Annotated in this window: 11 protein-coding genes; 10 read left to right on the forward strand and 1 reads right to left on the reverse strand. The window is 68.5% G+C overall.

Translation table 11 applies throughout. The annotated features are described in order from the left end of the window. The first annotated feature begins 109 nt into the window (after window positions 1-109). Genes VIM54_RS04535 through VIM54_RS04560 form a run of 6 tightly spaced genes read left to right on the forward strand, consistent with a single transcriptional unit; the run spans window position 110 to window position 6218 of the window. Window positions 110-1630 carry an ABC transporter ATP-binding protein gene (locus VIM54_RS04535; protein WP_331899529.1) on the forward strand — a complete coding sequence of 507 codons (1521 nt, stop codon included), beginning with the start codon at window positions 110-112 and terminating at the stop codon, window positions 1628-1630. Next, window positions 1627-2919 (forward strand): ABC transporter permease, encoded by a 1293-nt coding sequence (locus VIM54_RS04540; RefSeq protein WP_414673167.1) that lies wholly within the window; start codon window positions 1627-1629, stop codon window positions 2917-2919. The genes VIM54_RS04535 and VIM54_RS04540 overlap by 4 nt, the downstream gene beginning before the upstream one ends. Then, window positions 2916-4217: an ABC transporter permease gene (locus VIM54_RS04545; RefSeq protein ID WP_414673168.1), complete on the forward strand. Its 1302-nt coding sequence runs from the start codon at window positions 2916-2918 to the stop codon at window positions 4215-4217. Before VIM54_RS04540 ends, VIM54_RS04545 begins: the two co-directional genes overlap by 4 nt. Continuing rightward, the gene (locus VIM54_RS04550) at window positions 4214-4624 is read left to right on the forward strand and encodes a cytidine deaminase (protein ID WP_331899531.1); all 411 of its coding nucleotides are present in this window, start codon (window positions 4214-4216) and stop codon (window positions 4622-4624) included. The genes VIM54_RS04545 and VIM54_RS04550 overlap by 4 nt, the downstream gene beginning before the upstream one ends. A 2-nt stretch (window positions 4625-4626) precedes the next feature. Further along, entirely contained in the window at window positions 4627-5925 is a 1299-nt protein-coding gene (locus VIM54_RS04555) for a thymidine phosphorylase (protein WP_331899533.1), read from the forward strand. Beyond that, complete coding sequence (locus tag VIM54_RS04560; RefSeq protein WP_331899534.1) at window positions 5925-6218, forward strand: hypothetical protein; 294 nt, start codon at window positions 5925-5927, stop codon at window positions 6216-6218. Before VIM54_RS04555 ends, VIM54_RS04560 begins: the two co-directional genes overlap by 1 nt. A gap of 18 nt (window positions 6219-6236) precedes the next feature. Here VIM54_RS04560 and VIM54_RS04565 read toward each other — a convergent pair whose 3' ends face one another. After that, window positions 6237-7181 carry a nucleoside hydrolase gene (locus VIM54_RS04565; RefSeq protein ID WP_331899552.1) on the reverse strand — a complete coding sequence of 315 codons (945 nt, stop codon included), beginning with the start codon at window positions 7179-7181 and terminating at the stop codon, window positions 6237-6239. Between the two features lie 43 nt (window positions 7182-7224). On the opposite strand from VIM54_RS04565, the gene VIM54_RS04570 reads away from it, so the two are divergent. The 4 genes from VIM54_RS04570 (at window position 7225) to VIM54_RS04585 (ending at window position 10325) form a co-directional block, all read left to right on the forward strand. Further along, a complete protein-coding gene (locus tag VIM54_RS04570) occupies window positions 7225-8343 on the forward strand; it encodes an adenosine deaminase (RefSeq protein WP_331899536.1) in 1119 nt (372 codons plus the stop codon). A gap of 2 nt (window positions 8344-8345) precedes the next feature. Next, window positions 8346-8792 (forward strand): PTS sugar transporter subunit IIA, encoded by a 447-nt coding sequence (locus VIM54_RS04575; protein ID WP_331899538.1) that lies wholly within the window; start codon window positions 8346-8348, stop codon window positions 8790-8792. Continuing rightward, a complete protein-coding gene (locus tag VIM54_RS04580; RefSeq protein ID WP_147784988.1) occupies window positions 8789-9061 on the forward strand; it encodes a PTS sugar transporter subunit IIB in 273 nt (90 codons plus the stop codon). Before VIM54_RS04575 ends, VIM54_RS04580 begins: the two co-directional genes overlap by 4 nt. 79 nt (window positions 9062-9140) lie before the next feature. Further along, on the forward strand, window positions 9141-10325 hold the full coding sequence (locus VIM54_RS04585) for an adenosylhomocysteinase (protein WP_331899541.1): 1185 nt from the start codon (window positions 9141-9143) through the stop codon (window positions 10323-10325). The last annotated feature ends 108 nt before the right edge of the window (window positions 10326-10433 follow it).

Genomic DNA, 10433 nt, shown 5'->3' on the forward strand with positions numbered 1-10433 from the left:
CCAACGGTCGGGGGGACCAGCGTCGCTGGTCCCCCCGATTTTCTGAGACCGGACCCCGGTGGAGCGCTGCACGTCGAGGCGCGCGATCGGGCCGGATAGATTGGGAAACATGAAGCTCGAACTTCGGGGCATCACCAAGACGTTTGGTGCCCTGGTCGCGAACGACCACATCGACCTCACGGTGGAGCCGGGCGAAATCCACTGCCTGCTCGGAGAAAACGGTGCAGGCAAGTCGACCCTGATGAACGTTCTTTACGGCCTCTACCAGGCCGACGACGGAGAGATACTGCTGGACGACGTCGTGCAGCACTTCGCCGGGCCCGGCGACGCGATGGCGGCCGGCATCGGCATGGTCCACCAGCACTTCATGCTGATCCCCGTGTTCACGGTGGCGGAGAACGTGATGCTCGGGCACGAGAAGACCAAGGCCGGCGGGAGGCTGGACATCGCCGCCGCGCGCGAGCAGGTGCGCGCGATCTCGACCCGGTTCGGTTTCGACATCGATCCGGATGCCCTCGTCGACGACCTTCCGGTGGGCGTGCAACAGCGCGTCGAGATCATCAAGGCGTTGTCCCGTGACGCGAAGGTTCTCGTGTTCGACGAGCCGACGGCCGTGCTCACGCCGCAGGAGACGGATGAGCTCATGGCGATCATGCGCCAGCTCAAGGACGCGGGCACCTCCATCGTGTTCATCACCCACAAGCTGCGCGAGGTGCGCGAGGTCGCCGACCGCATAACCGTGATCCGGCTCGGCAAGGTGGTCGGCGAGGCCAGCCCCACCGCGACGAACACCGAACTCGCCTCCCTCATGGTGGGCCGCGCCGTCGAACTCACGGTGCACAAGGACCCCGCCAAGCCGGGGAACGCCGACCTCGTCGTGAAGAACCTCTCGGTGATCGATCACCGCGGCCAGCTCGTGGTCAACAACGTGAGCTTCGAGGTGCATGCCGGCGAGATCCTCGCGATCGCGGGCGTGCAGGGCAACGGGCAGACCGAGCTCACCGAGGCCATCATGGGCCTTCAGCCGCGGGTGACCGGTTCGATCATGCTCGATGGCAATGAGCTGCGGAAGGCGAGCGTGAGAACCGTTCTGGATGCCGGAGTCGGCTTCGTGCCGGAGGACCGGTCGGAAGACGGCCTGATCGCCGAATTCACCATCGCCGAGAACCTCATGCTCGACCGCTCGGACGGCGATCCGTTCGTGAAGGCGGGCACCCTGCAGCTCGGGGCGCTCGCCGAATTCGCCGAGAAGACGGTGGCCGAATTCGACATCCGCGCCCAGGGCATCGGCACGCACGCCGGCAAGCTCTCCGGCGGCAACCAGCAGAAGGTGGTGCTGGCCCGCGAGCTGTCGAGGAACCTGCGGCTGTTCGTCGCCGCGCAGCCGACCCGCGGTCTCGACGTCGGCTCGATCGAATTCGTGCACACGCGAATCATCGCCACGCGGGATGCTGGGACGCCGGTGCTCGTCGTCTCCACCGAGCTCGACGAGGTCGTCGCGCTCGCCGACCGCATCGCGGTCATGTACCGCGGAGGCATCGTCGGCATCGTGCCCGGTACGACACCGCGCAGCGTACTCGGCCTCATGATGGCCGGCGAACTGCCCTCAACCCCGGAGGTGGCCGCGTGAGCGACTGGCAGATTCCCACGCAGGGCCAGACCCCGACCCAGGTGGAGGAGCCGGCCCCCGACACTGCCGAGCAGCCGTCGCGCTTCTCGGGCGTGCTGCGGGAGATCGCCTCCGGCAACGCCCTCATCTCGGTACTCGCCGTCGTGCTCGCGCTCGTGGCCGGGGCGGTGCTCATCGCCATCACCGACCCGGGAGTGCGTGCGGCATCCGCCTACTTCTTCGGGCGCCCCCTCGACACGATCAATGCCATCTGGTCCGCCGTGAGCGGGGCGTACACCGCGCTCTTCCAGGGCTCGATCTACAACTTCGGTCGGCCAACGTTCGCCGCCGGTATCAAGCCGTTCACCGAGACGCTCACCTTCGCCACCCCGCTCATCGCGGCGGGTCTCGGAGTTGCGCTCGCCTTCCGTGTCGGGCTGTTCAACATCGGTGGTCGTGGGCAGATGCTCATCGCCGCCGCCGCTGCAGGCTGGGTCGGGTTCTCGTTCGACCTGCCATGGGGAGTGCACCTCATCGTGGCCCTCGTCGCCGGAATCGTCGGTGGCGCCCTCTGGGGCGGCGTCGTCGGACTGCTCAAGGCGCGCACTGGCGCCCACGAGGTGATCGTCACGATCATGCTCAACTACGTGGCGTTCTACCTCATCGCCTACATGCTCCGCACCCCCGGGCTGCTGCAGGCGCCGGGCTCGAGCAACCCGAAGTCGCCGGCGATGAAGCCGACGGCGGTGTTCCCGCACATTCTCGGGCCCTCGTACAACCTCACCCTCGGGTTCATCCTCGTGATCATCGCCACGATCTGGGTCTGGTACCTGCTCTCCCGATCGAGCCTCGGGTTCAAGTTCCGCGCCATCGGCGAGAACCCGCACGCCGCCCTCGTCGCCGGCATCAACGTCAAGAACATGTACGTCTACGCGATGCTCATCTCGGGAGGGCTCGTGGGTCTCGCCGGGGCGAACCAGGTGCAGGCGTCGATCACCTCCGGATTCGGGTCGGGCATCGACGCTGGAATCGGATTCGATGCGATCACCGTCGCGCTGCTCGGGCGCTCGAGACCGTGGGGAGTCTTCGTTGCCGGCATCCTGTTCGGCGCGTTCAAGGCCGGCGGATTCACCATGCAGGCCTCGCAGAACGTGCCCATCGACATCGTGCTCGTCGTGCAATCTCTCATCGTGCTGTTCATCGCGGCGCCGCCGCTGGTGCGGGCGGTGTTCAGGCTCCCGGCTCCCTCGGCGACCCCGCGGGTCGCGCCGGCGAAGATTTCGGGCAAGAAGGCGGTGGTGACCAAGTGACGACGGTGTCCGGCAACATCGCCACCCCATCCTCGACTCCTGCGTCGAAGATCGTGCTCGCGACCGCGGTCGTGAAGAGCTGGAAGAGCCCCATCGCTCTCGGCATCATCGCGCTGGTCTCGATCGTGCTCTTCGGCGTGTTCGGGCGGGACGGCACGAGCAGCTTCCGGCTGTCGTCCGAGACCGACTTCCTCCAGCTTCCGGTGCTCGCGCTGCCGACCAGGGCCACGGGGATCGTCCTATCCGTCGTGCTCGTACTGCTCGCGGCATACGCCACCTGGCTCGCCTACCGGGCGCGTCGAGTGAACCTCTGGCTCATCGTGGTCTTCGCCGTCATCTTCATGGTCGCGTTCCTCTCCTGGGCATCCGCCGGCCACACGATGCCGGTCACCGGACTGCTCGTCGGTTCGGTGGGGCTGAGCGTGCCGCTGATCTTCGGTGCGCTCGGAGGCGTCATTTCCGAGCGGGTCGGCGTGGTCAACGTGGCGATCGAGGGCCAGCTGCTCGCCGGAGCCTTCGTCTCGGCGCTCGTCGCCTCGGCCACCAGGCAGCCGTTCCTCGGCCTGGCCGCGGCGATGGTGGCCGGCGCACTCGTCTCCTCGGTCCTTGCGGCGTTCTCGATCAAGTACCTCGTCGACCAGGTGATCGTCGGTGTCGTGCTCAACGTGCTCGTGACCGGGCTCACCAACTTCCTCTACTCGACGGTGTTGAGCCCGGCCAACGAGACCCTCAACAACCCCGGTATCCTTCCCCGCCTGCCGATCCCGCTGCTCAGCGGCATCCCGATCATCGGGCCGGTGCTTTTCCGGCAGACCATCATCATCTACATCATGTACGTGGCCGTGATCGTCGTCTGGTACGGGCTGTTCCACACGAAGTGGGGGCTGCGCCTGAGGTCGTCCGGCGAGCACCCGCAGGCCGCGGACACCGTGGGCATCAACGTCAACCGCACGCGGTTCTGGAACGTGTCGCTCGCCGGCGCGATCGCCGGGCTGGGCGGCGCGTACTTCACGCTCGGATCCATCGGAGGATTCAGCAAGGAGATGACGGCCGGAGCGGGCTTCATCGCCCTCGCCGCCGTGATCTTCGGCCGCTGGGATCCGATCAAGGCTACCTTCGCGGCGCTGCTCTTCGGGTTCGCGACGAACCTGCAGAGCGTGCTCGCGATCATCGGCTCGCCCGTGCCGAGCGAGTTCATGCTCATGCTGCCGTACATCGTCACGATCGTGGCCGTCGCGGGCCTCGTCGGACAGGTGCGGGGACCGGCCGCGGCCGGCAAGCCGTATGTGAAGTCATGAGCGAGATCGACTGGGACTCCCTGCGCGCTCTCGCCAACGAGGCGAGGACCCACGCCTACGCGCCGTATTCGAACTTTCCGGTCGGGGCCGCCGCGATCGTGGACGACGGCCGGATCATCACCGGCGCGAACGTGGAGAACGCCTCGTACGGGCTCACGCTGTGCGCGGAGTGCGCGCTGGTCTCCAGCCTGCACATGACCGGCGGCGGGCGCCTCGTGGCGTTCACCTGCGTCGACGGCCACGGCAACATCCTCATGCCCTGCGGCCGCTGCCGCCAGCTGCTCTACGAACATTCCGCACCGGGCATGCTTCTCGAGACGGTGTCGGGCGTGCGCACCATAGACCAGGTGATCCCGGACGCGTTCGGGCCGCGCCAGCTCGCAGAATACGACAACTCGGGAGACTGACCGTGGCCATCGAAGCATTCGACGTCGTCGACCTCATCCGCGTGAAGCGGGATCGCGGCGTGCTCAGCACCGAGCAGATCAACTGGCTCATCGACGCGTACACGCGCGGTTTCGTTGCCGATGAGCAGATGTCGGCCATGACGATGGCGATCTTCCTCAACGGCATGGAGCGGAGGGAGATCCGCGACCTCACCCTCGCCATGATCGCGAGCGGCGAGACGATGGACTTCTCCGGCCTCTCGAAGAAGACCACGGACAAGCACTCGACCGGCGGTGTCGGCGACAAGATCACCCTCCCGCTCGCGCCGCTCGTCGCCTCCTTCGGTGTGGCCGTTCCCCAGCTCTCCGGCCGCGGCCTGGGGCACACGGGAGGCACGCTCGACAAGCTTGAGTCGATCCCCGGCTGGCAGGCCAACATCGGCCCCGCTCGGATGCGCGAGATCCTCGAGGAGGTGGGCGCCGTCATCTGCGCCGCCGGCTCCGGACTCGCTCCGGCCGACGGCAAGCTCTACTCGCTGCGCGACATCACCGGCACTGTCGAGGCGATCCCGCTCATCGCCTCGTCGATCATGTCGAAGAAGATCGCCGAGGGAACGTCGGCGCTCGTGCTCGATGTGAAATTCGGCTCCGGCGCGTTCCTCAAGGACATCGAGCAGTCGCGCGAGCTCGCGCGCACCATGGTGGAGCTCGGCGTGGATGCCGGGGTCGCGACATCCGCGCTGCTCACCAACATGAACGTTCCGCTCGGCCTGGCGATCGGCAACGCCAACGAGGTGCGGGAGTCGGTGGAGGTGCTCGCCGGCGGCGGACCGTCCGACGTGCGGGCCCTCACCGTGGCGCTCGCGCGGGAGATGCTCGCCCACGTCGGGCTGCCGGACGCCGACGTCGAGGCAGCCCTGGACGACGGCCGCGCGATGGACAGCTGGCGAGCGATGATCACGGCGCAGGGCGGCGATCCGGATGCCGCGCTCCCGGTCGCTCGGGAGTCCCACGTCGTGGTCGCGCCGCGCTCCGGGGTTCTCGTCGAGCAGCAGGCGCTGCCGTTCGGCATCGCCGCGTGGCGGCTGGGGGCGGGACGAGCCCGCAAGCAGGACCCGGTGCAGCACGCCGCGGGCATCGACCTGCATGCGAAGCCGGGCGACCGGGTGACCGAGGGGCAGCCGCTGTTCACCCTCAGCGCGGACGAGCCCGAGCGTTTCGCCCGGGCCATCGAGGCGCTCGACGGGGCGTACCGGATCGGCGATGCCGGCGACGACATCGTCACGGGCGGCCCGCTCATCGCCGAGCGCATCGGGGCCTGATGTCGGTGCGGAAGACGTTCGACTGGTGGTTCCGTAACCGTCAGACCGGGCGGATCACCCTCGGCCAGTCGCCCAACCTGCCGATCACGATCTTCGCGGCAACGACCGCCGTGGGCGTGCTCGTGCCGCGAGGACCGGCGCGCGCGGCCACAGCCGAACTCGCGGTCGGGGTGCTGGCGTGGTGGGCCGTCGACGAGATCGTGCGCGGGGCGAACCCGTACCGTCGGCTCCTGGGCGCGACGGCGCTCGCCTCGCTCGCACTGCTCGCGGTCCGCGGCGCGCGCCGCCGTTAGACCCTTCGCGGGTGCGGGCTACTCCGGGTCGCCGATTCGCTCGAGGGCGTCGACGATGAGCGCCCAGAACTTGCCATGGTCGAGGTCGGTCGCGGCGTAGGTCGTGCAGTCGGCCGGGGCCGGCGAGCGGAAGTCGGCGACCGTCATGCCGAGGGTGAGTGTGCCGGTGAGCTCGATGTCGAGCGGCACGCGTACGACGGTCATCACCGTCGGGTCGATCACGAGGGCCACCGCGCACGGATCGTGCACCGGCGGGTGCTCGAAGCCCTGCGCCTCGCGGTAGGTCCGGCCGAAGAAGTCGAGCAGCTCCACCACGAAGCGCGCCGGGGCGGTGCCGACCGCGGCGATCGCGGCCACGACATCCGGGGTCGCGAGCGCCTGGTGCGTGAGGTCCAGCCCCACCATAGTGAGCTTCCACTTCTCGTTGAAGACGATGTGGGCGGCCTCGGGGTCGATCACGATGTTGAACTCGGCCGCCGCGCTCCAGTTGCCCACGTGGTAGCCGCCGCCCATGAGCACGACCTCCTTCACGCGCGCCGCGATGCGCGGCTCCTTGCGCACGGCGAGGGCGATGTTGGTGAGGGCACCGGTCGGCACGAGGGTGACCGTGTTCGGCTCGTTGGCCATGATGGTGTCGATGATCAGGTCGACGGCGTGGCGGGCGTCCGGCACGAGGGTCGGCTCGGGCAGAACGGGTCCGTCAAGGCCGCTCTCGCCGTGGATGGATGGCGCGGTCTCCGCCGCGCGCACGAGCGGTCGGTGCGCCCCGGCGGCGAACGGCACGCCCGTGATCCCGGCGATCCGCGCGACCGCGAGCGCATTGCGGGTCACCCTGTCGATCGTCTGGTTGCCGTGGACTGTGGTGACCGCGAGCAGCTCGACCGCCGCGTTGCCGTGGGCGAGGATGAGTGCGATCGCGTCGTCGTGGCCGGGGTCGCAGTCGAGGATCATCTTGAGCGCCATATCGGCAAGGTTAGCGGCCAGCCGTAGCCGGTAGATTTGGAGCATGAACTCAGCCCCCCACGACTTTCTCCTGCCCGGTGGCGCGAACATCACCGCGCTGCCCAAGGTTTCGCTGCACGACCACCTCGACGGGGGCCTGCGGCCCCAGACGATCATCGAACTCGCCGAGTCGATCGGGCTCGACCTGCCGGAGTCGGATGGGGCGGCCCTCGGAGAATGGTTCGCCGAGAAGTCCGACGCCGGCTCGCTCGTGGAGTACCTCAAGACCTTCGACATCACGATCGGTGTCATGCAGACCGAGGAGGGCCTGATCCGGGTGGCACGCGAGTTCGTGCAGGACCTCGGGGCCGATGGCGTCATCTGGGGCGAGGTCCGCTGGGCGCCCGAGCAGCATGTCGGCAACGGCCTCACCCTCGACCAGACCGTGGAGGCGGTTCAGGCCGGGATCGAGGAGGGCATCGACGATGTGCGCAACGCCGGAGGGCGCATCCGCATCGGCCAGCTCGTGACCGCGATGCGGCACGCGGACCGTGGGCTCGAGATCGCGGAGCTCGCCGTGCGCCACCGCGGCAACGGCGTCGTCGGCTTCGACATCGCGGGCGCCGAGGCCGGCTTCCCGGCCGGCAACCAGCGCGAGGCGTTCGACTACCTCGCGCGCCACTTCTTTCCCACGACGGTGCATGCGGGGGAGGCCGACGGCCTCGAGAGCATCAGGGGCGCCCTGTTCGACGGCCGCGCCCTGCGGCTCGGGCACGGAGTGCGCCTCGCCGAGGACATCACCGTGGACCGCGAGGACGACGAGAACACCTACGTCGAACTCGGGCGCCTGTCACAGTGGGTCAAGGACCGGGAGATCGCGCTGGAACTGAGCCCCTCATCCAACCTCCAGACCGGGGCGATCGCGCAGTGGGGCGACGACCTCATCGACCACCCGTTCGACCTGCTCTACCAGCTCGGATTCCGCGTCACCGTCAACACCGACAACCGGCTCATGAGCCGCACGAGCCTCAGCCGCGAGCTCGCGCTGCTCGCCGAGACGTTCGACTACGACCTGAGCGACCTCGAGGTGTTCCAGCTGAACGCGGCCGCCGCGAGCTTCCTGCCGCTCGAGGACCGCGAGGAGCTCGTCGACCTGATCACCGACGGCTTCGAAAGAGCCTAGACATGCCACTCCCGCCGCTTTCGGAGTCGGCGATCATCCTGGGCGCGGACGCCGCGGACTGGCGGGCGGCCGTGCGCCTCGCCGGGCGCGCGCTCGCCGCCTCCGGTGCGGCGCGCCCCGGCTACGCGGACGAGATGATCCGCATGATCGACGAGCACGGACCGTACGTCGTGATCGCTCCCGGTCTCGCCCTCGCCCATGCGCGGCCGGGCCCCGAGGTGCTCACGGATGGGCTCGCGGTCGTGACGCTCGCCACCCCGGTGGCGTTCGGGCATCCGCACAACGACCCGGTGAGCGTGGTGCTCGGGCTCGCGATCAGTTCGGTGTCCGCGCACCTCGAGTCGATCGCGGAGCTCGCAAACGTCTTCAACGATTCGACGGCCATCGCGGACCTCGCGGCCGCGAAGACCGCCGACGAAGTCATGAGAATCATGGGGAGTTCAGAGTGAAGATTGTTGCCATCTGCGGTGCGGGTATCGGCAGTTCCGGGATCCTCAAGGTGAATGCCGAGAGGGTGCTCAAGCGGCTGGGCCTCGAGGCGGATGTCACGGCCGCCCACCTCGGAAGCCTGCTGACGGATTCCGCTGACGCCCAGATAATCCTGACCTCCGCGGAGTTCGTCGACGCGATCGGCAAGACCTTCGCCGACGTGATCGTGATCGAGAACTACTTCGACACCGACGAACTCTCGCGCAAGCTCGAGGCCGCGCTCGGTTAGATTTCACCTATGAAAGTTACGTTCATATGTGCAAGACTCTCTTCAGCCGGGTCAGGTTCCCCGGCTGGAGGGAGTCCCCGTGACCGAGCAGGAATCCGATCTCGTCGAGCGTGGCGAGAGGCGGCTCGAGTGGACGCGGTCGCGCATGCGGCTGCTCGCCGACGCCCGAACGGCCTTTGAGGCGTCCCGCCCATTCGCCGGGCACCGGATCGGTGTCGCCATCCACCTCGAGCCGAAGACGGCGGTGCTGCTCGAGGTGCTCGCCGCCGGCGGGGCGGAGATCGTGGCGACCGGAAACCACGGCTCAACCCAGGACGACATCGTCGCGGCGCTCCGTTCGCGCGGACTGACCGTGCACGGCCGCCGGGACGACACGATCGAGACGCACCGCGACAACCTCGCGCGAGTGCTGGACGCCGCGCCCGACATCATCCTCGACAACGGCGCGGACCTCATCGCCGGTCTCGTCTCCCGCGGCACAGCCTCGTCGATCATCGGCGGCACGGAGGAGACCACCTCGGGTGGCGACCGACTGCGCGGAGAACTCGAGGGCTCGGTGCCGTTCCCCGTGATTGTGATCAACGACAGCCCGCTCAAGGCGATCGGCGAGAACCGCCACGCGGTGGGCCAATCGGTCGTGGAGAGCTTCATGCGCATCACCAACCTGATGATTCCCGGCCGCCGGTTCGTGGTGGCGGGCTACGGATGGTGTGGCCGCGGTGTCGCGCAGTACCTTCGGGCGCTCGGTGGCCGGGTCGCTGTCGCGGAGATCGACGAGCTCAAGGCCTTCGAGGCGGCGCTCGACGGGTACCGGGTGGCGCCCATGAGCGAGCTCGCGGGCTGGGGCAACACGTTCATCACCGCGACCGGTCGGCCCGGGGTGCTCGGGGCAGAGGAGTTCGCCATGATGGAGTCCGGCAGCGTGCTCGCTAACTGCGGACACTTCGCCTGGGAGATCGACGTGCCGGCGCTCAAGGGATCGGCCGCCGGCGTCGTCGAGGTGGATGACGCGATCGAGCGGGTCGAATTCGCGGACGGTCGACACGTGGTGCTCATCGCCGACGGACGGATGTTCAACCTGGCCGGGGGCGAACCGAAGGGCAACTCCCTCGAATCCATGGACCTCGGCTTCCTGCTCCAGGCGCTCTCGCTCGAACGGGTGGCCTCCGGGGTGGCCCTGCCGATCGGTGCCCAGCCGGTGCCGGACGACCTCAACCGACTCATCGCCCGTCGCATGGTCGCCGCCATGTCGGCGTCGCGCTGATCGTCCGTCGATGACGAAAGAGGCGGGGTCGAATGAGGCGGGGTCGAGTCAGGCCGGTTCGAGTCAGGCCGGTTCGGTCGAGGCCGACGCCCCCGGGGCACCCGAGCC

The organism is Lacisediminihabitans sp., assembly GCF_036569425.1.
Taxonomy (GTDB): domain Bacteria; phylum Actinomycetota; class Actinomycetes; order Actinomycetales; family Microbacteriaceae; genus Lacisediminihabitans.

What these genes read in the sequence shown, in the direction of transcription:
- VIM54_RS04535 (WP_331899529.1), top strand. Translation starts at nt 110, where the DNA reads ATGAAGCTCGAACTTCGGGGCATCACCAAGACGTTTGGTGCCCTGGTC.
- VIM54_RS04550 (WP_331899531.1), top strand. Translation starts at nt 4,214, where the DNA reads ATGAGCGAGATCGACTGGGACTCCCTGCGCGCTCTCGCCAACGAGGCG.
- VIM54_RS04560 (WP_331899534.1), top strand. Translation starts at nt 5,925, where the DNA reads ATGTCGGTGCGGAAGACGTTCGACTGGTGGTTCCGTAACCGTCAGACC.
- VIM54_RS04565 (WP_331899552.1), bottom strand. Translation starts at nt 7,181, where the DNA reads ATGGCGCTCAAGATGATCCTCGACTGCGACCCCGGCCACGACGACGCG.
- VIM54_RS04570 (WP_331899536.1), top strand. Translation starts at nt 7,225, where the DNA reads ATGAACTCAGCCCCCCACGACTTTCTCCTGCCCGGTGGCGCGAACATC.
- VIM54_RS04575 (WP_331899538.1), top strand. Translation starts at nt 8,346, where the DNA reads ATGCCACTCCCGCCGCTTTCGGAGTCGGCGATCATCCTGGGCGCGGAC.